Here is a 24,996-nt window from a genome sequence, read left to right on the forward strand (position 1 = left end):
TTCGTTTGCTGGACCGCGTCACCCTGCGGGGGCTGCGAGCCCGGGGCCACCACGGCGTCTTCGAGCGCGAGCGCGTCGAGGGGCAGACCTTCGTGGTCGACCTCGTGCTCTACCTGGACACCCGCCCCGCCGCGGCCGGAGACGACCTCACCCGCACCGCGCACTACGGCCTGGTGGCGGAGGAGGTCACCGCGATCATCGCCGGGGAGCCGGTGGACCTGATCGAGACGCTGGCCCAGCGCATCGCCGACCAGTGCCTCAAGCACGAAGCGGTCGAGGAGGTCGAGGTCACCGTGCACAAGCCGGACGCCCCGATCACCGTGCCGTTCGACGACGTGACCGTGACCATCCACCGGGGCCGCGCATGACCCCCACCGCGCACCCGGTATCCGATGTAGAGGACGTTTTCCGATGAGCACCAGCGACCCGACCGCCTCGCCGAGCACCTTCGACCTGGAGAGCCGGGTGGACTCCGTCGACACCACGCTGCACAGCCAGCGCTGCGCGGTGATCGCGCTCGGCAGCAACCTGGGCAACCGGCTGGACACCCTCCAGGGCGCCGTCGACGCGCTCGCCGACACCCCGGGGCTGAGGATCAAGGCCGTCTCCGCGGTGTACGAGACCGAGGCCGTCGGCGGCCCCGAGGAGCAGCCGAACTACTACAACGCGGTCGTGGTGCTGCGCACCTCGCTGCCCCCGCGGGACCTGCTGGAGCGCGGCAACGCCATCGAGGACGCCTTCGGGCGGGTGCGGACCGTCCACTGGGGCCCGCGCACCCTGGACGTCGACCTCCTGTCCTACGAGGGCGTGCTGAGCGACGACCCGCAGCTGCTGCTGCCGCACCCGCGCTCGCACGAGCGGGCCTTCGTGCTCGCTCCCTGGCTGGACGCCCAGCCGGAGGCCGAGCTGCCCGGGCACGGGCGGGTGGACGCGCTGCTGGCCGCGCTGGGCGGTCCGGACGCGCAGGGCGTGAAGCGCCGCGAGGACATCCGGCTGACGCTTCCGGAGTAGGCCCGGACGGCCGCCCCCGGGCCGGCGACCGGGGCCGTTGCCCGGGGAACTCGGCCGGGGGCCCGGCCGTACGAGTAGGTGTCCGCCGTTCGCGCGGGGGCCCGGCCGGGCCCGGTACGGTGGCCTGGCGTCGCCGCGCCGGGTTGCCGGGGCAGGCGGCCGGTTCCGGAACCCGGGAAGGACCTCCTCCGAGTGAAGCTGCTTCGCCTCCGTCTGCTGATCGGCATCACCGCCGCCACGACGGCGCTGTCCTGGGCCGGCTCCAAGCTGTGGGCCTCCGTGGACACGCTGCCCGCCGTACCGGCCGCGGCGCCGGTGGTGCTGGCCGCGGTGGCGGTGATCCTGCTGGCGACCGCGCTGTCGCTGCGGGCCCGGCTGAAGGCGGTGCGCGAGCGGCAGCCCGGGGCGAAGGGCGTCGACCCGCTGCTGGCGGCCCGGGCGGTGGTGCTGGGGCAGGCCAGCGCGCTGGTCTCGGCGGTGGTCACCGGCGTCTACGCGGGGGCCGGGATCTACCTGCTGGGCGAGCTGGACGTGGCGGCCCGCAAGGACCAGGCCGTGACGGCCGGGCTGTCGGTGCTGGCGGGGGCCGCGGTGATCGCGGCGGCGCTCTGGATCCAGCACGTGTGCAGGCTGCCGGAGAACCACGACGACCCGGGCGGCCCGGCGGCATCGCACCGCTGAGCGGCCGTCCGCGCCGCCACCGCGCTGACCAGGGCCTTCTTGGTGATCTTGGGTGAGGTTCCGGGCACGTGCGGTAAAAACCACCCCCTGTCAAGGGCGGAAGGGGACCCTGGGCTGACAGGCCTCCAATTCGCACGCTAGTTTCTTGGGCATGTCTCGCGGACGCCACCGTCATTCCTCCGTCCTCGGCCGGGCCTTTCCCCCCACCGCCGCCGGCGTGCTGCTGGTCGCCGCACTGGCCGCGCTGCTTTTCAGTCAGGACACCGTCCTGGTGCGCTCGGTGGGCGTCGCGGCCGTGATCGCGACGCTCGGTTTCGCGCTGCTGCTGCGCCAGCGGGACAAGGCGGCCCGGGCGGCCGCCGAGATGTCCGCGGCGCAGCGGCTGCGCGCCGAGGAGCGCTTCGAGGAGCAGCTGGCCGAGGCCGAGTACGCGGCGGAGGTCGCCGAGGAGCGGGCCACCCGCTTCGGGCGGCGCCTGACGGCGGAGAAGTCGCGGCTGGCGAAGGCCGAGACCGAGATCGCCCGGCTACTGCGCGAGCGGGCCGTGGCGGTGGCCGAGCAGGCGCTCAAGGAGGCCGAGGCGGCCCAGCGGGCGCTCGCCGCGAGCCGTCCGAAGCACCCGGCCAGTCCGGCCGCGTACGTGCGGGCGGCGGCCGCCCTGCGGGTGCTGGAGCGCCGCGCGGCGGAGGAGGAGGCGCAGCGCGCTCGGACGGCGGGCGCGCAGCTGGCCCTGCGGGGGGCCGCCGCACAGCCGCGGGCGGGCACGCCCGCGCCGGTGGCGGTGCCGGCCCCGGTGGCTCCCTCGGTGCCCACGCCCGGACGGGCTGCGGCGGCTCCGGCGGCGCCGGTGCGTCCGGCGCTGACCGCGACGGTCGGTCAGCTCGGCGGCGCGCAGCCCGTGCCCGCCGCGGCGCCGGCTCCGGTGGAGCGGCAGCGGCCGCGCCCGGCGCAGCCCGGGCAGGCGCGCGGGCAGGGCTTCAGCTTCTTCGGCCGCGGTGCGGGCGCCCCGGCGCGCCCGGCGGCCCCGGCTCCGGCGGTGGGCAGCGTCGCCGAACTGGGCGAGCGGGCCGACCTGGCGGACGTGGTGGGGGACGAGGCGGTGGCCGCGAAGGCCGAGGCCGAGGCCCGCGCGGCGGAGTCGGTCGAACAGCCGGAGCAGGACGGGCCGGCGGTGGTGGACCTGACGCCGGAGGACGAGACCGAGCTGATCCAGCTGCCGCAGCTGCGCGCCTCGCGCTGAGGCCGGCCCGGAGACGGAAGGACCGCGGCGCGGGAGGTCGGTCGGACCGACTTCCCGCGCCGCGGCCTCGTCCGCGGGTGCGTCAGATCTGGACGCCGAAGTCCTGGGCGATGCCGGCCAGGCCGGAGGCGTAGCCCTGGCCGACGGCGCGGAACTTCCACTCGGTGCCGTTGCGGTAGAGCTCGCCGAAGATCATCGCCGTCTCGGTGGCGGCGTCCTCGGAGAGGTCGTAGCGGGCGATCTCGGCGCCGCCGGCCGCGTTCACGACGCGGATGTAGGCGTTGCGGACCTGGCCGAAGTTCTGGCCGCGGGCGGTGCCGTCGTAGATGGTGACCGGGAAGGAGATCCTCGCGGCCTCGGCCGGCAGGGCGGACAGGTTGACGTTGATCGACTCGTCGTCGCCCTCGCCCTCGCCGGAGCGGTTGTCACCGGTGTGCACGACGCTGTTGTCCGGCGTGCTGGTGTTGTTGAAGAAGACGAAGTGGGCGTTGGACAGCACCTTGCCGCTCGCGTTCAGGACGATCGCGCTGGCGTCGAGGTCGAACTCGGTCCCGGTCGTGGTGCGGACGTCCCAGCCCAGGCCGATGGTGACCGCGGACAGGCCGGGGGCCTCCTTGGTCAGCGAGACGTTGCCACCCTTGGAGAGGCTCACAGGCATGACGGTGCAGTCCCTTCGTTCGTTTCGTTCGCTATTTCCCGGGACAACGCGATTGTCCGGGGGCTTGGTTCCACGGCTGCCGTGAATTCTTCGCGGCCCGCCATCGGAGGGCAAAGCTCGGGCAAAGCCGGTGTCAGGTCCGCGGGAACCGGCCCTGCAGTGTCCAGATGTTCGGGTTGTCGGCCAGGTCGGGGTGCATGTCGAAGAGGTCGGCCAGGGTGTCCTGGAGGAAGTCCCGGGCCTCGCGCCGCAGCTCGCCGTGGCGGACGACCACCGGCGGCTCGTCCGGCAGCCAGGTGGCGGTGACCTCGACCCAGTTGAACCGGCGGGCGAAGCGCAGCAGCTCGGTGTTCTGGGTGAAGTCGAGGTCGGCGGTCTGCACCCGGGCGGCCCGGCCGCCGTCCGGGTCGCGGTCCAGCAGCTCGGCGATGTCGCACAGGGCCCAGGCGAAGTCGAGCACCGGCACCCAGCCCCAGGCGGTGGACAGTTCCGAGCCCTCGCCGTCCAGGTAGACGTCGCCGCAGAACAGGTCGTACCGCAGGGCGTGCACGGACGCGGTGCGGTAGTCCGTCTGCGGGGGGTCGGGGAAGCGGTTGGAGAGGGAGTAGCCGAGCTCGATCACACAGGCCATTGTCGGGGCTCGGGGCGCGCGGGGGTAACCGGGTGCGGAAACCCCGGGGCGTACCGATAACCGGGTGACCGGGCGGGGCGGGCGCGGGATGATGGACGCATGTCCGAGCCCATCCGCGTACGGGGGTCGGTGGTCGTCCCCGACGCCGAGCTCGTCTGGCGCTTCTCGCGTTCCTCCGGCCCCGGCGGCCAGCACGTGAACACCTCCGACTCCAAGGCCGAGCTGCGCTTCGACCTGGCCTCGACCAGGGCGCTGCCCGAGGTGTGGCGCGAGCGCGCGCTGGAGCGGCTGGCCGGCCGGCTGGTGGACGGCCGGGTGCTGGTGGTCCAGGCCTCCGAGTTCCGCTCGCAGTGGCGCAACCGCGAGGCGGCCGCGGCCCGGTTGGCGGCGCTGCTGACCGAGGCGTGCGCCCCGCCGCCGAAGGCCCGGCGGGCGACCAGGCCGAGCCGCGGGATGGTCCAGCGGCGGCTGGAGAACAAGCGGCACCGCTCCGAGCTGAAGCAGGGCCGCCGGGCGCCGCGCGGCGGCGAGTAGACGGCCCCGGGTGTGTCTGGCAGTTCGCGTCGCGCACCCGGCGGGAACTGTCGGACCGGCCCTAGCCCAGGGCGCGGTAGCCGCCGCGGAAGTAGAGCAGCGGCCGGCCGCCCGGGTCGGGAACCGCGGCCTCCAGGACGCGGCCGAGCAGCAGGGTGTGGTCGCCGGCGGGTATCCGCTGCTCGGTGCGGCACTCGACGGTGGCCAGCGCGCCCTCCACGAGCGGGGCGCCGGTGTGCGGGCCGCGGCGGTGCGGGGTGTCCGCGAACAGCAGCCGGTCGCTGAGCCGGCCCTTCATGGCGAACCGGGAGCCGAGCGTCTTCTGCCCCTCGGTGAGCACCGAGACCGCCCAGGTGTCCGTGCGGGAGAGCACCTCGTCCATCCGGGAGTCCTCGCGGACCGAGATCAGCACCAGCGGCGGTTCCAGCGACACCGAGAGGAAGGACGTGGCGGTCATGCCGACGTCCTCGCCGTCGTCCGGGTCGTGGACGGTCACCAGGCTCACGCCGGCGGCGAGCTGGGAGAGGGCGGCCCGGAACTCGTCGGGCGTGGCGTGGGAGGCAGCTTCGGGCTGCGGGGACGGGTGCACGTACCGCACGGTAGTCGTCACCCGGGGGGAACGGCATCGGGCCTTGGTCGTAGGACCCGCGGTCCGGCCGAAGGGTTGCGCCCGGTGGCCGAACTCACCCCCAGGAGTGAAGCAGCCGGACCGGCGGGCGCACTCGGCTTCAGCCCGCGGCCAATGCGGTCGACCACGAGAAATGTGCCGATAGCGCGGTATGTCCTGCTATGGGACAGATGAACTGATTAAGGGCGCATTAGTGTCGTGTGATTTAAGTCACAAGTGATGGCCTATTGCTGACCGAGCGTGCCGAGCGCTGTGCTCCCTGTGATTCAGTTCTTCTGGCAATCGGACGATAACCAATCACGAACTATCCGAAGCAGCCGGGGAGCCCCCGCATGGAAGCCGAGTCGGAGCCGTACGTCCGTCTCGCGACCCTCCGCACCTTGCACCGGGTCGTGGCGGACCTCAACGCTGCCCGCAGCCTCGCCGGCACGCTCCAGGCCGTCGTCGAGGGCGCGGTGCACGGGCTCGGCTTCGACGCCGCGGCGGTCAGCCTGGTCCGGCCGGACGGCGACCTCGTGGTGGCGGCCGTCTGGGAGCTGGAGGAGAGCCCGATGGGCGGCCCCTCCGTGCTGCTCGGCCAGGTCGGCTCCCGGGAGTCCTGGGAGCGGCTGCTGGGCGTCAGCGACCACTGGGGCACCCTGCGCTTCCTGCCGTACGACCGCGGCTGGGCCGTCGCCAGCGACATCCCGCGCTGGATCGGGGACGGCCCGCTGCCCGTGTACGCCAACGACTGGCACCCCGCCGACGGGCTGCTCGCCCCGATGTACAGCGCCGGCGGCGACCTCCTCGGCGTCCTCTCGGTGGACCGCCCGCGCAGCGGCAAGCGGCCCGGGGCGTGGACCCGCGAGGCGCTGGAGATGTTCTCGCTGCAGGCCTCCATCGCGATCGGCAACGCCCGGCTGCGGGCCGAGATGCAGCGCGCGCTGGCCCGCCTGGAGAAGGAGCAGCAGGCGCTGCGGGCCAGCGAGGAGAGCTTCCGCCAGGCCTTCGAGTACGCGCCCAGCGGGATGGCGATCACCGAGCTGCACGGCGCCGGGCGCGGCCAGCTGACCAGGGTCAACGACGCGCTCTGCCGGCTGCTCGGCCGGCCCCGGGCGGTGCTGCGCCAGCAGAGCTTCGCCGACCTCGTGCACCCCGAGGACCGGGCGCTGCTGGAGCGCACCAGCGCCGAGAGCGGCCGCGCGGAGCTGCGGCTGTCCCGCCGGGACGGCGGCTACCAGTGGGTCTGTCTGCGCAACTCGATCGTCGCGGACGCCGCCGAGGGTCCGAGCTTCCTGCTCACCCACGTCGAGGACATCGAGGACCGCAAGCGGCACGAGTTCCAGCTCGCCCACCGGGCCAGCCACGACGCGCTCACCGGACTGCCGAACGGTGCCGAGCTCAAGGCCCGGCTGGCCCGCCGGCTCTGCGCCCAGCCGCAGCCGGTCGGCGCCGCCGCCGGCCAGGTCGTCGAGGCGGCCTACCCGCAGCCGTACGGGTACCCGGCGGACTCCTACAGCGCGCACACGGCGTACGACGGGCTGGAGGGCGCCGACCCGTACGCCGGGCCGGCGCACGGCTACGGGCGCCCCGAGGGCCCGCCGAGCGGGCTCGGCCCGGGCTACGGGGAGCACGTGCACGCGGTCGTCCCGGCCGAGTACGGGCCGGGCGGGGAGGCCTGGTCGGCGCCGTTCCGCTCCGGCGGCGCGGCGGCCGTGGACAAGGGGCTCGCGGTGCTCTTCTGCGACCTGGACGGCTTCAAGTCGATCAACGACCGGTTCGGCCACAACGCGGGCGACGCGGTGCTGGTCGAGGTCGCCCGGCGGCTGAGCCAGGCGGTCCGGGACGGGGACACGGTGGCCCGGCTCGGCGGCGACGAGTTCGTGGTGCTGGCCGACGGGATCGGCCGCGAGGAGGCCAAGGACCTCGCCCACCGGCTGCGGGGCGCGATCATCCCGCCGATGCGGATCGACGGACGGGCGATGCGGGTGGGGGTGAGCCTCGGCGTCGGCTGGGCGGGCTGCGGGATGAGCATCGAGGAGGTGCTCCAGACCGCGGACGAGCGGATGTACGACGAGAAGCGGGCCCGCGGCGGGGCGGTGCGCGGGGCGCGCGGCGAGCGCTCGCACCGGCGCGCGGGCTGAGCCAGCGGCCCCGCCGGGGGGCCGCGGGCATCCGGCCCGCCCCCGGTTACCCGCGGGTTGTCAAGGGTTCTTTTCCCGCCGTCACATACGACAGGTAGGGTTCCCGGTACGACAGCGTCCATGATCTGCGCCGCCCGCCGCAGGCGGCGCACCGGATGGGGGAGCAGACCACCGTGACGAGCGCCGGCAGCAACGGAGCGCCCGAGGGCCAGGGGGGCGGTGCCCCGCAGGACGACGACCCGTTCGGCTACCTGTACCGTCCGGCCGACGGTTCCACCGGGCAGTCGGCCGAGCCGCAGCAGGGCGTCCCGCGCACCCCGTACAGCCGCCCGATGGAGGTCGGGCGCGCGCAGTACGGCCAGCACTACCCGCCGGGGCGGGCCCAGCAGCCGCAGCAGCCGTACGGCCAGCAGGGCATGCCGCCGCAGGGGTACCAGGGCGGTCAGCCGCAGGCCCCGTACGGCCAGCCCGGGCCGGTGCAGCAGCCCGAGTACGGTGCCGCGCCCACCCAGCAGACGCGCTACGCGGAGCACTCCCGGCCGCAGCCGGGCGAGGAGCCGCGCAGCAGCGGCCGGAGCAAGGGTGCGGTGATCGGTGCGGTCGCCGTGGTCGCGGCGATAGCGATCGGGGCGGGCATAGCCCTGTCCACCGGGGATCCGGACGGCGACAGGGGCGCCAAGGGCGGCACCACCACCGCCGCCCCGCCGGTCACCGGCAACCCGGCGCCGGCCAGCACCGCTCCGACCGCCCCCGCCTCGGCGAGCGCGAGCGCCATCTCCGGCCCGACCACCGTGGACGCGGGCCAGCTCCAGGGGCAGAACGCGCCCTCCGGCAACAGCGTCAAGGGCGCCAAGTCCGCCGACGGCAGCTACCTGACGCTCCAGCCGGGCGGTTCGGTGACCTGGACGGGCGAGATCGCCACCGCCGGGACGTACAAGCTGTCCGTGCACTACAACTACTCCGGCGCGGAGCTCAAGGGCGGCGCCGCGGTGAACGGCAAGGACTGGCCGAGCGGCGTGACCTACAAGGTCTACGGGCCGGCTCCCAAGGACCAGGCGTCGGCCTGGTACAACACCTGGATACTGCCGCAGTTCCAGGCCGGCTCGAACTCGGTGACCCTCAGCCTGCCGTCCGGCTCGGTCCTGGTCGACCAGATCACCGTCGAGCCCTACGGCGGCTGAGCCCGCCCCCGGACGCACCGCGGCCGCCCGTCCCCGCGCGGGGACGGGCGGCCGTCGGCGTCGTTCAGGCGGACGTGACGGCGGGGAACTTGTCGCCGCCGAGCACCCAGCGGCCGCGGCGCATCACGGCGGCCAGGTCGTAGCTCGCGGAGTCGACCACGACCAGGTCGGCGAGCTTGCCGGCCTCCAGCGAGCCGACCGAGTCGCTCAGGCCGAGCAGCCGGGCCGGGGTCGCGGACAGCGACTCGACGGCCTGCTCCAGGCTCAGCCCGTTGACGGTGACCGAGCGCTTGAACGCCACGTCCAGGGTCAGGGTGGAGCCGGCGATCGCGCCGCCCTCGACCAGCCGGGCCACGCCGTCCCTGACCTCGACCTGGAGCGGGCCGAGCGGGTAGAGGCCGTCACCCATGCCGGCCGCGCCCATCGCGTCGGTGATCAGGGCGACCCGGTTCGCGCCGGCGGTGCCGTAGGCGAGGTCCAGTACGGAGGGGTGCAGGTGCACGCCGTCGTTGATCAGCTCGACGGTGACCCGTTCGTCCTCGAGCAGCGCCACGATCGGCCCCGGGGCGCGGTGGGCGATGCCGGGCATGGCGTTGAACAGGTGGGTGGCGACGGTGGCGCCGGCCTCGATCGCCTCCAGGGTGGTGGCGTAGTCGGAGTCGGTGTGGCCGACGGCGGCGATCACGCCGAGGTCGGCGAGCATCCGGACCGAGTCCAGCCCGCCGGGCAGCTCGGGCGCCAGGGTGACCATCCTGGCGTGGCCGCGCGCGGCGTCGACCAGCTTGCGCACCAGCGCCGGGTCGGGGTCGCGCAGCAGGTCGGGGCGGTGGGCGCCGCAGCGGTTGTGGGAGATGAACGGGCCCTCGAAGTGGATGCCGGCCAGGACGCCGTCCTCGACGAGTTCGGAGAGGACGTGCGCCTGGCGGGCGACCTCGTCGATCTCGCCGGTGACGGTGGAGGCCACCGTGGTGGTGGTGCCGTGCTCCAGGTGGGTGCGGGCGGCCAGCAGCGCCTCCTCGGCGATGCCGGAGGCGTACGAGGCGCCGCCGCCGCCGTGGACGTGCAGGTCGACGAAGCCGGGGACGACGGTGTACCCGGTCAGGTCGAGGTCGCCGGGCTCGGTGTCGCCGCCGAGGCCGGCGATGCGCTCGCCCTCGACGCTGAGGCGGTCGCCCTCGACGACGCCGCCGGGCAGGACCAGCCGGGCTCCGGCCAGGACAGTACGGTCACGGTCCGCGGTGGTCACGCGGTCACCTCCATCGAGAGCAGATCCCAGGCGAGCAGGCCCGCGCCGAGGGACGCGGCGGTGTCTTTGAGCATGGCGGGTACGACCTTCGGGGGCATCTGGAAGGTCAGTCGCCCGGTGACCGCCGCGCGCAGCGGGGTGAAGAGCGTGTCGCCGGCCTCGGCCAGCCCGCCGCCGACGATCACGGTGGACGGGTCGAGCAGGCTCTGGGCCAGCACGACGCCGTCCGCCAGGGCGTCGACCGCCCGCTGCCAGACCGCGAGGGCGCGGTCGTCCCCGGCGTCCACCGCGGCGGCGCAGGATGCCGCGTCGGCGTCGGGGTCGCCGCTGGCCTCGGCCCAGGCGCGGGAGACGGCGGAGGCGGAGGCCAGCGTCTCCAGGCAGCCGCGGGCGCCGCAGCCGCACTGCGGGCCGCCCGGGCGGACCACGACGTGGCCGATCTCGCCGCCGTAGCCGTGCGCGCCGGCCTCGATCCGGCCGTCGATGCCGATCGCGCCGGCGATGCCGGTGCCGAGGGCGACGAACAGGAAGCGGTCGACGCCGCGGCCGGCTCCGAGCCGGCCCTCGGCCAGGCCGCCGGAGCGCACGTCGTGGCCGAGGGCCACCGGCATCGCGCCGCCGTCCGGCCCGGACAGGCGCTCGCCGAGCAGCCGGCGCAGCGGAAGCTCGCGCCAGCCGAGGTTGGCGGAGAAGACCGCGATCCCGTTCTTCTCGTCGATCGTGCCCGGGACGGCCACACCGGCCGCGAGCGGGCCGACGCCGAAGCGGTTGCGGCCTTCGTCCGCCAGGTCGGTGGCGAAGTCGAGGATGGCGGCGACGACGGCGTCCGTGCCGTGCTCCCGCCCGGTCGGTCGGCGTGCCTCGAACAGCACGGAGCCGTCCTGGGCGAGCAGCGCGGCCTTCATGCCGGTGCCGCCTACATCGAGTGCGATGACGTGCTTCACGGGGGACAGTTTCCCTTGGTCGGGTCTAAGAGGTCTAGTCCAGTTGTCGGATTGGTCTGGTCCATACTGGGTGAGCTTTGTCGCAGCTGCGGGGGTGTGCGGGGCTTTGCGCCGGGGTGCGGGGCCGGGGGGCGGAGCGGGTGCGGGGCGGGGTGCGCGGGGGTTTTGTTGCGCATTGTGCAATGACGCCGAGCACTTCGGTAACTACTGGGGCGGCCCGGGCCGGTGGTGTGGACCGGTGGGCGGAGGGTTTGGCAGTGTTGCGCGTCCCCTGCCGGATTCCCCCCTTCCGGCCGTTGTTCACCCTCCGTTCCATCCCCCCGAAGGCGGTACCCGCGTTGAACAGGCGCGTCCACGTTCCCACCCGTGTGCTCGGCGGCGCGCTGGCCGGAGCACTGGTCCTCACCGCGGTCAGTGCCTGCGGCGGGCAGGACGACGGACCGGTCACCCTCAAGCTGGTCGCGGCCGACTACGGGGAGAGCCCCGAGACCAACTCCCAGCACTACTGGGACGCCGTCGCCCGGGACTTCGAGGCGGCCAACCCCGGGATCAGGGTCAGCGTCGAGGTGGACAGCTGGACCGACATCGGCAAGAAGGTCGAGGACATGATCGCGGCCGGCAAGTCGCCGGACCTGCTCCAGACCGGCGGCTTCGCGGACCAGGTCGCGGCGGACCGGCTGTACCCGGCCTCCGACGTGCTCTCGGTGGAGACCCAGGCCCGCTTCCTGGACACCTTCGCCCACGCCGGACAGGTGCTCGGGACGCAGTACGGGATCCCGTTCGTCTCCTCGTCCCGGGTGCTCTTCTACAACAAGGCGATGTTCCGCCAGGCCGGGATCGCCCAGCCGCCGGCCACCTGGAACGAGCTGCGGCAGGACGCCGAGAAGATCAAGGCCAAGGTGCCGGGGGTGACCCCGTACGGGCTGCCGCTGGGGCCGGAGGAGGCGCCGGCCGAGTCGATGCTGTGGACGCTGAGCGGCGGCGGCAGCATCTCCGACGACGTCGGCAACTACACCATCGACAGCGCCCAGAACCAGGCGACCTTCGGCTGGCTGAAGAACAACCTGGTGGCCACCGGGCTGACGTACCCGGACCCGGGCAGGATGAACCGCACCCCGGTGTTCCAGGACTTCGCCGCCGGGAAGGTCGCGATGCTGAACGGGCACCCGACCCTGCTGCGGATGGCGACCGCCGGGAAGATCGAGTTCGGGACGGCGCCGATCCCGAAGAAGGACGGCATCGGGCGCACCGGGAGCCTCGGGGTCGCGGACTGGATGATGGCGTTCAAGGCCAACGGGCACAAGAACGAGATCAAGAAGTTCCTGTCCTTCGTGTACGGCAAGGACAACCAGCTGAAGTTCGACGAGCAGTACAACCTGCTGCCGGTCACCCAGGACGCGTTCGCGCAGATGTCCTCGGACCCGAAGCACGAGGACCTCAAGCAGTTCGCCGTCGGGCTGACCAACGCGAGCTTCTACCCGTTCGGCGATCCGGCCTGGGGCGAGGTCAGCAACGGGATCAAGGCGGGGATCGGGCAGGCGGTGACGGGGGACCCGAAGCAGGTGCTCGGGGGGCTGCAGGACGCGGCGGTGCGGGAGGCGGCGAAGGTCCGCAAGTAGGCACCGGGGCCCGGGCGGCCCCGGTGCGGGCCGGCCGGCCGTCAGGGGAGCGTGATGGCGTACGCCTTGCGGAGGGTCTCGTGGACCGTCCAGGTGGTGCGGTCGCCCTCGCGCAGCACCGCGCAGTCGCCGGGGCCGACCTCCAGGGTCGGGCCGCCCTCGATCTCGATGGTGGCCCGGCCGCTGAGCACCACGAACATCTCGTCCGCCTCGACGTCGGTGACCACGCCGGGGGTGATCTGCCAGAGGCCGCGCAGGTGGCGGCCGTCGTCGGAGAGCACCCTGCCGGTGACCTCGGGGGTGCCGGAGACGATCCGGGCCGGGTCGAGCGGGTCGGGGTCGAGGTCGGCGGTCGGGACGTGCAGGGCGAAGCTGGGCGTGGTCATGGGGGTGACGGTAGTCGGCGCCGGGGAGCGGTGGGGCGAGCAGTGTGTGTCGGGGTCGGGCGGGAGAATGACACTCCGTAGTGGTGGACGGAGGTGTTTCCGGTGGGCGAGCTGAGCGAGCGGGAGCGGGCGGTGCTGGCGCTGGAGGGGCGGCAGTGGCGTACGGCGGGGGCCAAGGAGCGGGCGATCCGGGAGGAGCTGGGGCTCTCCTCCACCCGGTACTACCAGGTGCTGAACGGGCTGCTGGACCGGGAGGAGGCGCTGGCGCACGCGCCGGTGCTGGTGAACCGGTTGCGGCGGGTGCGGGAGGCCCGGCGGGCGGCTCGTTGACGGGGGCTCTCGGGAGGGTGGGTGGCGGGGGGGGGGGGGGGGGGGGGGGGGGGGGGGGGGGGGGGGGGGTGTGGGGGGGGCGGGGGGGGGGGGGGGGGGGGGGGGGGGGGGGGGGGGGGGCTCCGGGGGCTGGATGATTTTCAGACTGCCGGTGCTGTGGGTGGGGCGCCCGGTGGCGTGGGCAGTCTGAAAATCACCCGTCACGCCCCTCTCCGCACCCACCCCCTGCGCCGCCCCCTTCCGCAGCGCGTCCCTCTCGCCAGAGGGGGAGGGGCGGGAACGTGGCTGGGGAGGGGAGGGGAGGGGGGAGGAGGGGGGGAGGGGTGGGGTGGGAGCGGGGAGGGGTGGGGTGGGAGCGGGGAGGGGTGGGGTGGGAGCGGGGCTGGGGGAGGGGTGATGGGGGTGCTCCGGGGTAGGGGGGCGGTATGGGTTTTGACGAGATGGTGGTGCCGGGTACCGAGGCGGGGCGGGACGGGTTGCGGGCGATCCTGGCGGCGCCCGGGGATGCCGTGATCGGGTTGGACTTCGACGGGACGTTGGCGCCGATCGTGGCGGATCCCGGGCGGGCGAGGGCGCATCCGGGGGTGGTGGGGGCGTTGCGGCGGCTGGCGCCGGTGGTGCGGGCCGTGGTGGTGACGGGGCGGCCGGCGGGGGTGGCGGCGGAGTACGGGGGTTTCGCCGGGGTGCCGGGGCTGGTGGTGCTGGGGCACTACGGGGCCGAGCGCTGGGAGGCCGGGGTGGTCTCGGCGCCGGAGGTGCACCCGGGGGTGGCGGGGGCGCGGGCCGCGTTGCCGGGGGTGCTGGAGCGGGTGGGGGCGCCCGAGGGGACGTGGGTGGAGGACAAGGGGCGCTCGGTGGCGGTGCACACCCGCCGTACGGCGGAACCGGAGCGGGTGCTGGAGTTGCTGCGCGCGCCGGTGGGGGAGCTGGCGGCCGCGCACGGACTCGTGGTGGAGCCCGGGCGGCTGGTGCTGGAGCTGCGCCCGCCGGGGGTGGACAAGGGGGCGGCGCTGACCGGGTTCCTGCGGGAGCGCGGGGCGCGGTCGGTGCTCTACGCGGGGGACGACCTGGGGGACGTGGCGGCCTTCGCGGCGGTGGAGGAGCAGCGGGCGCAGGGGCTGGCCGGGCTGCTGGTGTGCGCCGGCGCGGTGGGGGACGCGCCGGTGCGCGAGCTGGCCGACCGGGCGGACCTGGTCGTGGGCGGGCCGGAGGGCGTGGTGGAGCTGCTGACGGCGCTCGGGGACGAGCTCACAGGGCGTTGAGCTGGTCCAGGAACCACTGCTGCGGGGGGAGGGCGGTGGCCGCGGCGGCGAGGCGCTTGGTGCGGTCGGCGCGCTCCTCCCGGCTCATGGCCAGGCCGGCGTGGAGCGCGTCGGCGGTGGCGATGACGTCGTACGGGTTGACGCTGAGGGCGTCGTCCGCGAGCTCCGCGTGGGCGCCCGCCTCGCGGGAGAGGACCAGGGCGCAGCCGTGGTCGGAGACCACCGGGACCTCCTTGGCGACCAGGTTCATGCCGTCCCGGATCGGGTTGACGAGCGCCACGTCGGCGAGGCGGTAGGCGGCCAGGGAGCGCGGGAAGTCGTCGTCGACGTGCAGGATCAGCGGCTGCCAGGTGGCGGTGGCGAACTCGGCGTTGATGGCGGCGGCCAGGTCCTGGACGGCGGCGGTGTAGTTCCGGTACTCGGCGAGGTCGGTGCGGGAGGGGTAGGCGAAGGCGATGTGCACCACCCGGTCGTGCCACTCGGGGCGGGTGCGGAGCAGGTGCCGGTAGGCCTGGAGGCCGCGGACGATGTTCTTGCTCAGCTCGGTGCGGTCGACCCGGACGATGGTGCGCCGGTCGCCGACGGCCGCGCGGAGGGCGGCGAGGCGTTCGTCGACGTCGGGGCGGTGGGCGCGCTCGCGCAGGAAGTCGGCGTCGGCGCCGAGGGCGTGGACGCCGAGGGCGGTGGTGCGGCCGCGGTGGGTGACGGTGAGCGCCTCGTGGTCGACGGTCGCACCGAGGACGGACGCGCAGCAGTCGGCGAAGGCGCGGGCCCAGCGCTCGGTGAGGAAGCCGGCCCGGTCGGCGCCGAGGATGCCGGTGAGGACGGCCTCGGCGACGTCGTCGGGCAGCAGCCGGTAGTACTCGGGCGGGGCCCAGGGGGTGTGCGAGAAGTGGCCGATCCGCAGGTCGGGGCGGGCCTCGCGGAGCAGGGCCGGGGCCAGCGAGAGGTGGTAGTCCTGGACGAGGACGGCGGCGTCCGGGGCCGCCTCGGCGGCGAGGGCCTCGGCGAAGGCCTCGTTGTAGGCCCGGTAGGCGGCCCACTCGGTGCGGAAGTCCGCGTCGAAGGAGGGGGCGGTGGGCGTCGCGTAGAGCAGGTGGTGGACGAACCAGAGGGTGGAGTTGGCGACGCCGTTGTAGGCGCGGGCGAAGGTTTGCGGGTCGATGTCCAGCATGCGCACGGCCTGGCCGCCGACCTCGTGGCCGGCCAGGTCGAGGCGGCCGTGCGGGGCCTCGGCGGCCGCTCTGCGGTCGGCGTCGCCGAGGGCGGCGCAGACCCAGACGGCGTTCGGGTCCTCGATGGCGGACAGGCCGGAGACCAGGCCGCCGCCCCCGCGCCGCATGGTCAGCGTGCCGTCCGCGGTGGTGCTGAAGGACACCGGTCCCCGGTTGGATGCCACCAGGACGGGGGCGGTGCCGGTCGCGCTCGAACGGTTGGTCGTGTGATCGCCCATGGTTGGGATGTTGCCGGGGGCCCGGGGTGGCAAACCCCGTCCGGGCCTCTCAGTGGCGGGTCGCGTATTCGGGGACGGTGTGCATCGGGGGGCGTTCGAGGGCGGTCACCGGGTGGGTGTGGGCGGTGAAGGCGCGGGTCCGCGGGTCGCGGGTGAACTGGGTGAGGTGGGGGTGGACGAGGTCGGCGGAGGCCTTGAGCCGGTGGGTGCGGTCGAGGCGCTCCAGGGCCGTCCGGTAGATGGTGGCGGCCATCCGGCCGAGCGCCTGGCCGTCCTGGTGGCGGTGGTGCCGGACCCCGACGTCCACCTGGGCCAGGGCGTCCAGGCCGACCAGTTCCAGGGCGTCGACCAGCAGGCCGAGCTCGACGCCGTAGCCGGTGGGGAAGGGCAGCCGTTCGAGCAGTGAGCGGCGGGCCGCGTACTCGCCGCCGAGGGGCTGGACGAAGCCGGCCAGCTCGGGCCAGTGGAGGTTGAGCAGGGGGCGGGCGACGAGTTCGGTGACCCGGCCGCCGCCGGCCGGCAGCACGGCGCCGTCGGACTCCAGCGGGCGGTCGTACATGGCCTTGACCAGTTGGATGGACTCGTCGGTGAGCAGCGGGCCGACGATCCCGGAGACGAAGGCCGGGTCGAACTCGCGCAGGTCGGCGTCGACGAAGCAGACGATGTCGCCGCGGGTGACGAGCAGCGAGCGCCAGAGCACCTCGCCCTTGCCGGGCACGGCGGGCAGCCGGGGGAGGATCAGGTCGCGGTGCTCCACCCGGGCGCCGGCCCCGGCGGCGACGGCGGCGGTGGCGTCGGTGGAGCCGGAGTCGACGACGACGAGTTCGTCGACGAGCGGGAGGCGGTCCATCAGCTCGCGGCGGACGGTGCGGACGATGTCGCCGACGGTGGCCTCCTCGTCCAGGGCGGGGAGGACCACGCTGACCGTGCGGCCGGTGCGCTCCTTGGCGGCGAGGAGGGTGCGCACCGGCCGGTCGGCCGCGCTCCAGGAGCGGCGGCGCAGCCAGGACGCCGCCTGCGGGAGGAGCTCGGGGGTCGGTTCGGCGGGCACGGAGGTCTCCTCGGCGAGGTCGGTGGGACGGGCCATCTCGCGTGGCGGACGGTCCCGTTCAGGGTTGACGCCTTCGGATACAGTCTTCGTACAGCGGTCGGACCTTTGCACGCCGGGGTCTCCGTTGCGCACCACCACAATTTCACAAGCTCATCCAGAGGGACTGAGGGAACGGCCCGTTGACGTCCCGGCAACCTTCTCGCGCGGCTGTCGACGACAGGCCCCGGCGGGACAGGTGCCAATTCCGGCCCGTGTCGCGACCGCGCCACGGGGAAGATGAGGAGAGAGGCCTCGCCATCATGGCTATCGACACCGCCACACCCGTTTCCGTCGACCTCGGCCCGGCCGCCGCGCTGTCCTGTCGCGAGTGCGGTACCCGCTTCCCGCTCGGCCCCAGCTTCGCCTGCCTGGAGTGCTTCGGCCCGCTGGAGATCGCCTACGAGTTCGGCAGCGAGGGCGCCGAGGAGCTGCGCCGGCGGATCGAGGCCGGTCCGGCCTCCATCTGGCGGTACGCGCCGCTGCTGCCGGTGCCGGCCGACGTCGCGTCCAAGCCGAACCTGAACCCCGGGTGGACCCCGCTGGTGAAGGCGGACAACCTGGGCCGGGAGCTCGGGTTCACCGCCCGGCTGCACGTCAAGGACGACTCCGGGAACCCGACCCACTCGTTCAAGGACCGGGTGGTCGCCTGCGCGATCGAGGCGGCCCGGGCGTTCGGCTACACCACGCTGTCCTGCTCCTCCACCGGCAACCTGGCCGGCGCGGTGGGAGCGGCGGCGGCCCGCGCGGGGTTCCGGTCCTGCGTGTTCATCCCGCACGACCTGGAGCAGGGCAAGGTCGTCATGGCCGGGGTGTACGGCGGCGAGCTGGTCGGCATCGAGGGCAACTACGACGACGTGAACCGCTTCTGCTCGGAGCTGATCGGCGACCCGGCCGGCGAGGGCTGGGGCTTCGTCAACGTGAACCTGCGGCCGTACTACGGCGAGGGCTCGAAGACGCTGGCGTACGAGATCTGCGAGCAGCTCGGCTGGCGGCTGCCGGAGCAGATCGTGATCCCGATCGCCTCGGGCTCGCAGCTGACGAAGATCGACAAGGGCCTCCAGGAGCTGGTCAGGCTCGGGCTGGTCGAGGACCGGCCGTACCGGATCTTCGGCGCCCAGGCCGAGGGCTGCTCGCCGGTGTCGGCCGCGTTCAAGGCCGGCCGGGACGTCATCAAGCCGGTCAAGCCGGACACCATCGCCAAGTCGCTGGCGATCGGCAACCCGGCCGACGGCCCGTACGTGCTGGACATCGCCCGCCGCACCGGCGGCGCGGTGGAGGACGTCACGGACGCCGAGGTCGTGGCGGCGATCCGGCTGCTGGCGCGGACCGAGGGCATCTTCGCCGAGACCGCGGGCGGGGTGACCGTCGGCGTGCTGAAGAAGCTGGTCGAGACCGGCCAACTGGACCCGTCGAAGGAGACCGTCGCGATCAACACCGGCGACGGCCTGAAGACGCTGGACGCCGTCTCCGACGCCGGGATGACCGCCGTCATCCGCCCGACGCTGGACTCGTTCCGCGCCGCCGGCCTCGTGTCCGCCTGAACCACCCGATAGGCCCCGCCCCCGCAAGGAGAGTCATGAGCGCCAACGTCCGCATCCCCACCATCCTGCGCACCTACACCGGCGGTGCCGCCGAGGTGACCGCCGAGGGTGCCACCCTGGCCGAGGTCGTCGCCGACCTGGAGAAGAACCACGCGGGCATCTCGGCCCGCATCCTGGACGACACCGGCAAGCTGCGCCGCTTCGTCAACGTCTACGTGAACGACGACGACGTGCGCTTCGCCGAGGGCCTGGCGACCGAGATCAGGGACGGCGCCAGCATCTCGATCATCCCGGCGGTCGCCGGCGGCTGCTGAGCCCGGCGCCGGTAACCCGCGGTCGCCCGCGCGTACGGAATTCCGCTTCCCGTATGCGCGGGCGACCGCGTGCATTCCGGCCGGAATATTTCCCGGTGGAGTCGGAGTAGAGTGTGGCTCGGCTGGGAACAGGGATTCCCTTTCGGCCCCCGCAGTGCTCGGCCCGGGGGTGTCCGGCCGCGCGGAGCGGCGCGTGAAACATGTCAGGCAGATGTCAGAATTCCTGCGGACGTTTGAGTAATTCGTCCGCTATGTCCCGCGTGGAATGCCGAGATTATTCCGATTCGGCCCGTCCTGTCCCCTGACGCCGGAGCGGAATTACCGGCGGCTGGCCCTGTTGCAGAGGGCGTCGATCCGGATACATTCAGCGGCGGTCGACGCAATCACCCGCTCACCGGAAGCCGCCCGGCGGTCCGTGCGGAGGGTTGCGGCGTGCACGGCTGCGCCCAGGGGGGGTTCCCCGGGCCGGCCTTCAACCAACCCGGGCCCGCGACCTGCGGGCACGTGAAGGGCCAGCACAGCACTAGGGGAGTTCGGAATGGCTCAGGGCACCGTCAAGTGGTTCAACGCGGAGAAGGGCTACGGCTTCATCGCGGTCGACGGTGGTGCGGACGTCTTCGTCCACTACAGCGCGATCCAGATGGACGGCTACCGCACCCTCGAGGAGGGCCAGCGGGTCGAGTTCGAGATCTCCCAGGGACAGAAGGGCCCGCAGGCGGACATGGTCCGCGCGGCGGTCTGACCCCTTCCGGCTCCAGGAGCTCGGCGCGGCCCTTCGGCTGGTGACCACTCGCTTCTCGACGGGCCCGTGCGACACGCGTCGCGCGGGCCCGTCGGCGTTCCCCGGCGGACCCCGGCGTCGGCTCGCGGATCGCCGATTGGGCTTGCACTCGACCACCCGGAGTGCTAATCATTGGCGTTAGCACTCACAGTGTGAGAGTGACAGCGGACCGGGTCGGTGAGGCCCCCGGGGAGCGGCAGGGGAATGGACCTCCGCGCACCAGGGCCGTCCGTCGCGGGCACCCCTTGGTCCGAGCAGTCGACCGTGTCCCGGAGGACCACTTCTGATGGCCAAGATCATCGCCTTTGATGAGGAAGCTCGCCGCGGCCTTGAGCGTGGCATGAACCAGCTCGCCGACGCAGTGAAGGTCACGCTCGGCCCCAAGGGTCGCAACGTCGTGCTGGAGAAGAAGTGGGGCGCCCCCACGATCACCAACGACGGTGTCTCCATCGCCAAGGAGATCGAGCTCGAGGACCCGTACGAGAAGATCGGTGCGGAGCTCGTCAAGGAGGTCGCCAAGAAGACCGACGACGTCGCGGGTGACGGCACCACCACCGCCACCGTGCTCGCCCAGGCCCTGGTTCGCGAGGGTCTGCGCAACGTCGCCGCCGGCGCCAACCCGATGGCCCTGAAGCGCGGCATCGAGAAGGCCGTCGCCGCCGTCTCGGACGAGCTGCTGGCCCAGGCCAAGGACGTGGAGACCAAGGAGCAGATCGCCTCCACCGCCTCCATCTCCGCCGCCGACACCCAGATCGGCGAGCTGATCGCCGAGGCCATGGACAAGGTCGGCAAGGAAGGCGTCATCACCGTCGAGGAGAGCAACACCTTCGGCCTGGAGCTCGAGCTCACCGAGGGCATGCGCTTCGACAAGGGCTACATCTCCGCCTACTTCGCCACCGACCTGGAGCGCATGGAGGCGACCTTCGAGGACCCGTACATCCTCATCGCCAACTCCAAGATCGGCTCGGTCAAGGACCTGCTCCCGCTGCTGGAGAAGGTCATGCAGAGCGGCAAGCCGCTCGTCATCATCGCCGAGGACGTCGAGGGCGAGGCCCTGTCGACCCTGGTCGTGAACAAGATCCGTGGCACCTTCAAGTCCGTCGCCGTCAAGGCCCCGGGCTTCGGTGACCGCCGCAAGGCCATGCTCGGCGACATCGCCATCCTCACCGGTGGCACCGTCATCTCCGAGGAGGTCGGCCTCAAGCTGGAGAACGCCGGCATCGACCTGCTGGGCACCGCCCGCAAGGTGGTCATCACCAAGGACGAGACCACCATCGTCGACGGTGGCGGCGACAGCGAGCAGGTCGCGGGCCGCGTGAACCAGATCCGCGCCGAGATCGAGAACAGCGACTCGGACTACGACCGCGAGAAGCTCCAGGAGCGCCTCGCCAAGCTGGCCGGCGGCGTGGCCGTCATCAAGGCCGGCGCGGCCACCGAGGTGGAGCTCAAGGAGCGCAAGCACCGCATCGAGGACGCCGTCCGCAACGCGAAGGCCGCCGTCGAGGAGGGCATCGTCGCCGGTGGTGGCGTCGCCCTGCTGCAGGCCGGTGTCGCCTTCGACAAGCTGGAGCTGGAGGGCGACGAGGCCACCGGTGCCAACATCGTCAAGGTCGCGCTGGAGGCCCCGATCAAGCAGATCGCGACCAACGCCGGCCTGGAGGGTGGCGTCGTGGTGGAGAAGGTGCGCAACCTCCCCGCCGGCCACGGCCTGAACGCCGCCAGCAACGAGTACGTCGACCTGGTCGCCGAGGGCATCATCGACCCGGCCAAGGTCACCCGCTCCGCGCTGCAGAACGCCGCCTCCATCGCGGCGCTGTTCCTCACCACCGAGGCCGTCATCGCCGACAAGCCGGAGAAGGCCGCCGCGGCCGCCGGCGGCGGCATGCCGGGCGGTGACATGGACTTCTGATCCCGCCGGGTACCCGGTCGGATCGGCTGATCCTCGTCCGTGTGGGCGGTTCCCTTCGGGGGGCCGCCCACACGGCGTTCCGGCGTTTCGGCGTCGGGGACGACTCGACGGAGAATGGACGGATGGCTTCCGACGACATCGAGACCGCCCTGCACAGCGCGCGGGCACTGATCCTGGCCGACCTCACCGCGCGGGACGTGGCGGACGCCGCCGTCGTCTCGCTGGTGGAGCAGGCCGTCACCCACCGCCGCTGGTGGCTGGAGCAGTGGCCGGACGGCACCGAGTACGTGCTCGGGCTGGTCGCCCAGGACGTCCAGGACGCGCTGCTGGAGGCGTACGGGCGCTGGCCGCTGTGCACCGACTGCGCGGCCGACGGGGATCCGCACGCGCTGGGCGTGGAGCCCGAGCTGGGGCCGGAGCCGCACTGGGTGTGCGGCAAGCGGGGGGCGGTGGTGGCGCCGGTGGGCAAGCTGGTCTAGGGCGCCGGGCTCAGCCCTCCTCGGCGGCGAGCCGGCGGAGTTCGGCGGTCAGGTTGGCGCGGGCCGCCGCGGTGAGGCGCTCGCGGGCCGCCGGGGTGCGGTAGAGCCCCGGCAGGGCGAGCAGCCGGCGCAGCACGGCCGCCCGGCCGGCCCGGAAGTCCGGCTCGGAGACGAAGCCGTACTCCTCGCGGACGGCGGCCGCGTAGGCCGCGTACGCCTGGGGGGAGCCGCCGAGCACGGCGAGGTCCGCGTCGCAGAGCACCTCGCCGTTGCGGTCGCCGGGGGCGGGGTCGTGGCCGACGGTGAGCAGCACCAGCCGCTCGACCTCGGCGACCCGCTCGGCGGGCAGCCCGGCGGCGGTCAGCGCCCGGACGGCGAGGGCGGCGCTGCGCTCCTCGTTCTCGGAGCGGTCGGGGCGGTAGACGGCGTCGTGGAACCAGGCGGCGAGCCGGACGGCCTCCGGGTCGGCGGCGTGCCCGGCCAGCTCGTCGATCCGCCCCAGCACCGCGTGCAGGTGTGCGGCGGTGTGGTAGCGGCGCTGCGGCTCCGACCAGCGGCGCAGCAGTTCCCGGCCGTACGGCTCGGGGTCGACGGCGGCGCCGCAGCGGTGCAGCAGGGCGGTCCAGGCAGTGAGCAGGTCCTCGGTGAGCGGGTCCTCGGTGAGCGGGTCGCGGTCGGCCGCGGTGGCGGGCGGGTCGGGCTCGGTGGTCGGCATGGCGACCATTGTGGCGGCCGGGCCGGGCACTGGACCTATAGGTAGGTTGACGATATATGTAGTCGTATGACAGAACGCTCCATGCAGGAGCCCACGCTGCTGCTGCTCACCGCCCTGGCCGACGCGCCGAGACACGGCTACGCGCTCATCCAGGAGATCGCCGCGATCTCCGACGGCCGGGTCAAGATGCGCACCGGCACGCTCTACGGGGCGCTCGACCGGCTGCTGAGCCAGGGACTGATCGAGGTCGCCGCCGAGGAGGTGGTGGACGGCCGCGCCCGGCGCAGCTACGCGCTGACCGCCGCCGGCCGGGACGCGCTGGCCGCCGAGGCGGAGCGGCTGCGGGCGGTCGCCACCGAGGCCGAGCGCCGGCTGACGAGGCTCCGGTCGATGCTGCCGGGCAGGAGCGGGTCGCAGGGGCGGCCCGCCGCGGGGGGAGGACTCTCATGACCATGCCGGTGATCGGTCCCGCGCCCTCGGCGGTGCTGCGGGCCGCGCTCCAGGCCTACCCGGCGCGGTACCGCCGCGAGCGCGGCGAGGAGCTGGCCGAGGTGTTCGCCGACACGACGGCCGGGGGCGGCCGGCTGGCGGTCGCCCGTGAGGGCCTCGGGCTGGCGGTGTACGGGCTGCGGCTGCGGCTCGGGCTGACCGGCGCCACGGCGGCCGGCCGGCTGCTGGCGCTGCTCGCGCCGATGCTCGCCGGGGCGGTGGCCGGTGCCACGCTGGTGGCCTGGGGGGCCACCACGTACCGGATCACCAACTGGCTGGCCTGGGAGGACCCGTACAAGGTCTACTTCGCGACGCTCTGCCAGCCGGTGGCCGCCGTGCTGCTCGCGGTGGCGGTGCTGCTGGGGCGGTGGACGGTGGTGCGGGGCAGCGCGCTGGTCCTGGGTGCCGTGGGGCTCTACCAGCTGGCGGAGGCCGTGTGGGTCTCCTCCTTCGACGCGTGGTGGAGCGGCTACATCGGGATGGCCTCGCTGCCGTTCGTGCTGGCCGCGCTGCTCCTGGCCGCGGCGCCGACCGACCTGCTGCCCGGGCCGACCTGGCGCACCGGCGGCCTGGTGCTGGCCTCGGGGGCCGTGGGCGGGCTGCTGGAGGCGGCCCAGGGCTGGGACGACACCACCTTCCCGCTGGACCTGCCGTGGTTCGTGGTGATGCTGATCGTCCCGCTGCTGCTGACCTTCGCCGGGCTGCGCGGGCGGGTGGCGCCGACCGCGGTGGGGGTGGCGGTGCTGGTGCTGACCGGGCCCGGCTGCCTGTTCAACATCTGGCGCGGCTCCCGCGGGCTCTCGCACCTGCTGCCGGCGGCGATGCCCACGGTGGCGGTGCTGGTCCTGGTGGCGGTGGCGGTGCACCGGTTCGGCCGGGCGGAGGCGGTCGGGGTGGTCGGGGCGGCCGGCGGGGCGGCCTGACCGGCAGGCGTCCGGGCGGCGCGGCCGGCGGAGGCCGGACGCCGTGACCGGATCGGCCCCCTGCGGGCCGCCGGGGCTCGCCGGGGGCCGCCGGATGTGGCAGTCTGTCGAATATGTCTAGACCAATTTTCGAAGTCATCGCGCTGACGCCCCAGGACGCCCAGGCCGCCGAGTCGGGCGGCGCCGACCGGCTCGAACTGGTCACCGACATGGCCGCCGACGGACTCACCCCGTCCGTCGAGGACTTCGGCCGGATCCGGGCCGCCGTCGGCCTCCCGCTGCGGGTCATGCTGCGGATCCGGGACGGCTTCGCCCCCGGCGACGTGGACGCGCTCTGCGCCCGGGCCGCGGCCCTGCGGGCCGAGGGGGCCGAGGAGTTCGTGCTCGGCTTCCTCGACGCCGACGGCGCCGTCGACCTCGCCGCCACCACGGCCGTCGCCGAGGCGATCGCCGGCTGCCGCTGGACCTTCCACCGGGCGATCGACCACAGCGCCGACCGGGCCGCCCTGCGGGCCGCCGTCGGCGGGCTGCCCGGCCTGGACACCTTCCTCACCTCCGGCGCGGCCGCCGGGGTGGACGCCGGGCGCGAGGTGCTGTCGGCCGAGCTGGCCCGGGCCGGCGAGCCCGGCTACCGGCAGCGGATCCTGATCGGCGGCGGCCTGCGGGCCGAGCACCTGAAGGAGCTGCGGGCGGAGGGCTTCGACGCCTTCCACGTCGGCGGCGCGGTGCGGGTCGACGGCTGGAACACCCCGGTGGACCCGGCCAGGGTCGCCGAGTGGCGGGCGCTGATCGACGCCTGAGCAGGTGCCCGAAGGGGCCGGTCCGTGG

27 protein-coding genes and 1 riboswitch are annotated in these 24,996 nt (G+C 73.9%); of the genes, 18 read left to right on the plus strand and 9 right to left on the minus strand.

Features of this window, described 5'->3' with window-relative positions:
• Nucleotides 1–8 precede the first annotated feature (8 nt).
• The 4 genes from folB to ACH5AR_RS28980 all read left to right on the plus strand — a co-directional run bounded on the left by folB (nucleotide 9) and on the right by ACH5AR_RS28980 (nucleotide 2,932).
• Complete coding sequence (folB, locus tag ACH5AR_RS28965) at nucleotides 9–368, plus strand: dihydroneopterin aldolase (RefSeq protein ID WP_224281670.1); 360 nt, start codon at nucleotides 9–11, stop codon at nucleotides 366–368.
• Nucleotides 369–411: 43 nt separating this feature from the next.
• Nucleotides 412–1,011, plus strand: a complete 600-nt coding sequence (gene folK, locus ACH5AR_RS28970) for a 2-amino-4-hydroxy-6-hydroxymethyldihydropteridine diphosphokinase (protein ID WP_396304477.1) — start codon at nucleotides 412–414, stop codon at nucleotides 1,009–1,011.
• Between the two features lie 192 nt (nucleotides 1,012–1,203).
• Nucleotides 1,204–1,692 carry a DUF3180 domain-containing protein gene (locus ACH5AR_RS28975; RefSeq protein WP_396304478.1) on the plus strand — a complete coding sequence of 163 codons (489 nt, stop codon included), beginning with the start codon at nucleotides 1,204–1,206 and terminating at the stop codon, nucleotides 1,690–1,692.
• A gap of 151 nt (nucleotides 1,693–1,843) precedes the next feature.
• Nucleotides 1,844–2,932: a hypothetical protein gene (locus ACH5AR_RS28980; RefSeq protein WP_396304479.1), complete on the plus strand. Its 1,089-nt coding sequence runs from the start codon at nucleotides 1,844–1,846 to the stop codon at nucleotides 2,930–2,932.
• An 82-nt stretch (nucleotides 2,933–3,014) separates the two neighbouring features.
• On the opposite strand, the gene ACH5AR_RS28985 is transcribed toward ACH5AR_RS28980, so the two are convergent.
• Complete coding sequence (locus ACH5AR_RS28985) at nucleotides 3,015–3,590, minus strand: TerD family protein (RefSeq protein ID WP_396304480.1); 576 nt, start codon at nucleotides 3,588–3,590, stop codon at nucleotides 3,015–3,017.
• A gap of 133 nt (nucleotides 3,591–3,723) precedes the next feature.
• Entirely contained in the window at nucleotides 3,724–4,221 is a 498-nt protein-coding gene (locus ACH5AR_RS28990) for a hypothetical protein (protein WP_396304481.1), read from the minus strand.
• Nucleotides 4,222–4,320: 99 nt separating this feature from the next.
• On the opposite strand from ACH5AR_RS28990, the gene arfB reads away from it, so the two are divergent.
• Nucleotides 4,321–4,755 (plus strand): alternative ribosome rescue aminoacyl-tRNA hydrolase ArfB, encoded by a 435-nt coding sequence (gene arfB / locus ACH5AR_RS28995; RefSeq protein ID WP_396304482.1) that lies wholly within the window; start codon nucleotides 4,321–4,323, stop codon nucleotides 4,753–4,755.
• Nucleotides 4,756–4,816: 61 nt separating this feature from the next.
• On the opposite strand, the gene ACH5AR_RS29000 is transcribed toward arfB, so the two are convergent.
• Nucleotides 4,817–5,353, minus strand: a complete 537-nt coding sequence (locus tag ACH5AR_RS29000; protein ID WP_396304533.1) for a flavin reductase family protein — start codon at nucleotides 5,351–5,353, stop codon at nucleotides 4,817–4,819.
• A 362-nt stretch (nucleotides 5,354–5,715) separates the two neighbouring features.
• Here ACH5AR_RS29000 and ACH5AR_RS29005 point away from each other — a divergent pair, with 362 nt between their 5' ends.
• Both ACH5AR_RS29005 and ACH5AR_RS29010 read left to right on the plus strand, forming a co-directional pair.
• The gene (locus ACH5AR_RS29005) at nucleotides 5,716–7,506 is read left to right on the plus strand and encodes a diguanylate cyclase domain-containing protein (protein ID WP_396304483.1); all 1,791 of its coding nucleotides are present in this window, start codon (nucleotides 5,716–5,718) and stop codon (nucleotides 7,504–7,506) included.
• Nucleotides 7,507–7,661: 155 nt separating this feature from the next.
• Nucleotides 7,662–8,687: a hypothetical protein gene (locus ACH5AR_RS29010; RefSeq protein ID WP_396304484.1), complete on the plus strand. Its 1,026-nt coding sequence runs from the start codon at nucleotides 7,662–7,664 to the stop codon at nucleotides 8,685–8,687.
• A 64-nt stretch (nucleotides 8,688–8,751) separates the two neighbouring features.
• Here ACH5AR_RS29010 and nagA read toward each other — a convergent pair whose 3' ends face one another.
• A complete protein-coding gene (gene nagA / locus ACH5AR_RS29015) occupies nucleotides 8,752–9,933 on the minus strand; it encodes an N-acetylglucosamine-6-phosphate deacetylase (RefSeq protein ID WP_396304485.1) in 1,182 nt (393 codons plus the stop codon).
• Complete coding sequence (locus ACH5AR_RS29020) at nucleotides 9,930–10,877, minus strand: ROK family protein (RefSeq protein WP_396304486.1); 948 nt, start codon at nucleotides 10,875–10,877, stop codon at nucleotides 9,930–9,932. Before ACH5AR_RS29020 ends, nagA begins: the two co-directional genes overlap by 4 nt.
• Before the next feature lie 338 nt (nucleotides 10,878–11,215).
• Here ACH5AR_RS29020 and ACH5AR_RS29025 point away from each other — a divergent pair, with 338 nt between their 5' ends.
• Nucleotides 11,216–12,496: an extracellular solute-binding protein gene (locus tag ACH5AR_RS29025; protein ID WP_396304487.1), complete on the plus strand. Its 1,281-nt coding sequence runs from the start codon at nucleotides 11,216–11,218 to the stop codon at nucleotides 12,494–12,496.
• 41 nt (nucleotides 12,497–12,537) lie between these two features.
• Here ACH5AR_RS29025 and ACH5AR_RS29030 read toward each other — a convergent pair whose 3' ends face one another.
• A complete protein-coding gene (locus ACH5AR_RS29030; protein ID WP_396304488.1) occupies nucleotides 12,538–12,882 on the minus strand; it encodes a cupin domain-containing protein in 345 nt (114 codons plus the stop codon).
• A gap of 102 nt (nucleotides 12,883–12,984) precedes the next feature.
• On the opposite strand from ACH5AR_RS29030, the gene ACH5AR_RS29035 reads away from it, so the two are divergent.
• Nucleotides 12,985–13,212, plus strand: coding sequence for a DUF3263 domain-containing protein (locus tag ACH5AR_RS29035; protein WP_396304489.1), 228 nt, complete (start codon nucleotides 12,985–12,987; stop codon nucleotides 13,210–13,212).
• 425 nt (nucleotides 13,213–13,637) lie between these two features.
• A complete protein-coding gene (otsB, locus tag ACH5AR_RS29040; protein WP_396304490.1) occupies nucleotides 13,638–14,474 on the plus strand; it encodes a trehalose-phosphatase in 837 nt (278 codons plus the stop codon).
• On the opposite strand, the gene ACH5AR_RS29045 is transcribed toward otsB, so the two are convergent.
• Nucleotides 14,461–15,927: a trehalose-6-phosphate synthase gene (locus tag ACH5AR_RS29045; RefSeq protein WP_396304491.1), complete on the minus strand. Its 1,467-nt coding sequence runs from the start codon at nucleotides 15,925–15,927 to the stop codon at nucleotides 14,461–14,463. The genes otsB and ACH5AR_RS29045 overlap by 14 nt on opposite strands.
• A 49-nt stretch (nucleotides 15,928–15,976) precedes the next feature.
• The gene (locus ACH5AR_RS29050; RefSeq protein WP_396304492.1) at nucleotides 15,977–17,014 is read right to left on the minus strand and encodes a glucosyl-3-phosphoglycerate synthase; all 1,038 of its coding nucleotides are present in this window, start codon (nucleotides 17,012–17,014) and stop codon (nucleotides 15,977–15,979) included.
• Nucleotides 17,015–17,125: 111 nt separating this feature from the next.
• Nucleotides 17,126–17,261, plus strand: a riboswitch (SAM riboswitch).
• Between the two features lie 16 nt (nucleotides 17,262–17,277).
• On the opposite strand from ACH5AR_RS29050, the gene thrC reads away from it, so the two are divergent.
• The 5 genes from thrC (at nucleotide 17,278) to ACH5AR_RS29075 (ending at nucleotide 22,041) form a co-directional block, all read left to right on the plus strand.
• A complete protein-coding gene (gene thrC / locus ACH5AR_RS29055; protein ID WP_396304493.1) occupies nucleotides 17,278–18,558 on the plus strand; it encodes a threonine synthase in 1,281 nt (426 codons plus the stop codon).
• A 35-nt stretch (nucleotides 18,559–18,593) separates the two neighbouring features.
• Entirely contained in the window at nucleotides 18,594–18,872 is a 279-nt protein-coding gene (locus ACH5AR_RS29060; protein WP_396304494.1) for a MoaD/ThiS family protein, read from the plus strand.
• 538 nt (nucleotides 18,873–19,410) lie between these two features.
• Entirely contained in the window at nucleotides 19,411–19,614 is a 204-nt protein-coding gene (locus ACH5AR_RS29065) for a cold-shock protein (protein WP_030289665.1), read from the plus strand.
• A gap of 325 nt (nucleotides 19,615–19,939) precedes the next feature.
• On the plus strand, nucleotides 19,940–21,562 hold the full coding sequence (gene groL / locus ACH5AR_RS29070; protein WP_396304495.1) for a chaperonin GroEL: 1,623 nt from the start codon (nucleotides 19,940–19,942) through the stop codon (nucleotides 21,560–21,562).
• A gap of 122 nt (nucleotides 21,563–21,684) precedes the next feature.
• The gene (locus tag ACH5AR_RS29075) at nucleotides 21,685–22,041 is read left to right on the plus strand and encodes a hypothetical protein (RefSeq protein WP_396304496.1); all 357 of its coding nucleotides are present in this window, start codon (nucleotides 21,685–21,687) and stop codon (nucleotides 22,039–22,041) included.
• 10 nt (nucleotides 22,042–22,051) lie between these two features.
• On the opposite strand, the gene ACH5AR_RS29080 is transcribed toward ACH5AR_RS29075, so the two are convergent.
• Nucleotides 22,052–22,765, minus strand: a complete 714-nt coding sequence (locus ACH5AR_RS29080; protein WP_396304534.1) for a hypothetical protein — start codon at nucleotides 22,763–22,765, stop codon at nucleotides 22,052–22,054.
• A gap of 57 nt (nucleotides 22,766–22,822) precedes the next feature.
• Here ACH5AR_RS29080 and ACH5AR_RS29085 point away from each other — a divergent pair, with 57 nt between their 5' ends.
• The 3 genes from ACH5AR_RS29085 (at nucleotide 22,823) to ACH5AR_RS29095 (ending at nucleotide 24,968) form a co-directional block, all read left to right on the plus strand.
• Nucleotides 22,823–23,206 carry a PadR family transcriptional regulator gene (locus ACH5AR_RS29085; RefSeq protein ID WP_396304497.1) on the plus strand — a complete coding sequence of 128 codons (384 nt, stop codon included), beginning with the start codon at nucleotides 22,823–22,825 and terminating at the stop codon, nucleotides 23,204–23,206.
• On the plus strand, nucleotides 23,203–24,168 hold the full coding sequence (locus ACH5AR_RS29090; protein WP_396304498.1) for a hypothetical protein: 966 nt from the start codon (nucleotides 23,203–23,205) through the stop codon (nucleotides 24,166–24,168). The genes ACH5AR_RS29085 and ACH5AR_RS29090 overlap by 4 nt, the downstream gene beginning before the upstream one ends.
• 113 nt (nucleotides 24,169–24,281) lie before the next feature.
• Nucleotides 24,282–24,968: a copper homeostasis protein CutC gene (locus tag ACH5AR_RS29095; RefSeq protein WP_396304499.1), complete on the plus strand. Its 687-nt coding sequence runs from the start codon at nucleotides 24,282–24,284 to the stop codon at nucleotides 24,966–24,968.
• The last annotated feature ends 28 nt before the right edge of the window (nucleotides 24,969–24,996 follow it).

This window comes from Kitasatospora sp. NPDC018619 (assembly GCF_044391605.1).
In the GTDB taxonomy this organism is placed as follows: Bacteria; Actinomycetota; Actinomycetes; order Streptomycetales; family Streptomycetaceae; genus Kitasatospora.

Coding starts and splice junctions, on each gene's coding strand:
- folK (WP_396304477.1), top strand. CDS start 412: ATGAGCACCAGCGACCCGACCGCCTCGCCGAGCACCTTCGACCTGGAG.
- ACH5AR_RS28980 (WP_396304479.1), top strand. CDS start 1,844: ATGTCTCGCGGACGCCACCGTCATTCCTCCGTCCTCGGCCGGGCCTTT.
- ACH5AR_RS28985 (WP_396304480.1), bottom strand. CDS start 3,590: ATGCCTGTGAGCCTCTCCAAGGGTGGCAACGTCTCGCTGACCAAGGAG.
- ACH5AR_RS28990 (WP_396304481.1), bottom strand. CDS start 4,221: ATGGCCTGTGTGATCGAGCTCGGCTACTCCCTCTCCAACCGCTTCCCC.
- arfB (WP_396304482.1), top strand. CDS start 4,321: ATGTCCGAGCCCATCCGCGTACGGGGGTCGGTGGTCGTCCCCGACGCC.
- ACH5AR_RS29005 (WP_396304483.1), top strand. CDS start 5,716: ATGGAAGCCGAGTCGGAGCCGTACGTCCGTCTCGCGACCCTCCGCACC.
- ACH5AR_RS29010 (WP_396304484.1), top strand. CDS start 7,662: ATGGGGGAGCAGACCACCGTGACGAGCGCCGGCAGCAACGGAGCGCCC.
- ACH5AR_RS29030 (WP_396304488.1), bottom strand. CDS start 12,882: ATGACCACGCCCAGCTTCGCCCTGCACGTCCCGACCGCCGACCTCGAC.
- otsB (WP_396304490.1), top strand. CDS start 13,638: ATGGGTTTTGACGAGATGGTGGTGCCGGGTACCGAGGCGGGGCGGGAC.
- ACH5AR_RS29045 (WP_396304491.1), bottom strand. CDS start 15,927: ATGGGCGATCACACGACCAACCGTTCGAGCGCGACCGGCACCGCCCCC.
- ACH5AR_RS29050 (WP_396304492.1), bottom strand. CDS start 17,014: ATGGCCCGTCCCACCGACCTCGCCGAGGAGACCTCCGTGCCCGCCGAA.
- thrC (WP_396304493.1), top strand. CDS start 17,278: ATGGCTATCGACACCGCCACACCCGTTTCCGTCGACCTCGGCCCGGCC.
- ACH5AR_RS29060 (WP_396304494.1), top strand. CDS start 18,594: ATGAGCGCCAACGTCCGCATCCCCACCATCCTGCGCACCTACACCGGC.
- ACH5AR_RS29065 (WP_030289665.1), top strand. CDS start 19,411: ATGGCTCAGGGCACCGTCAAGTGGTTCAACGCGGAGAAGGGCTACGGC.
- groL (WP_396304495.1), top strand. CDS start 19,940: ATGGCCAAGATCATCGCCTTTGATGAGGAAGCTCGCCGCGGCCTTGAG.
- ACH5AR_RS29075 (WP_396304496.1), top strand. CDS start 21,685: ATGGCTTCCGACGACATCGAGACCGCCCTGCACAGCGCGCGGGCACTG.
- ACH5AR_RS29080 (WP_396304534.1), bottom strand. CDS start 22,765: ATGGTCGCCATGCCGACCACCGAGCCCGACCCGCCCGCCACCGCGGCC.
- ACH5AR_RS29085 (WP_396304497.1), top strand. CDS start 22,823: ATGACAGAACGCTCCATGCAGGAGCCCACGCTGCTGCTGCTCACCGCC.
- ACH5AR_RS29090 (WP_396304498.1), top strand. CDS start 23,203: ATGACCATGCCGGTGATCGGTCCCGCGCCCTCGGCGGTGCTGCGGGCC.
- ACH5AR_RS29095 (WP_396304499.1), top strand. CDS start 24,282: ATGTCTAGACCAATTTTCGAAGTCATCGCGCTGACGCCCCAGGACGCC.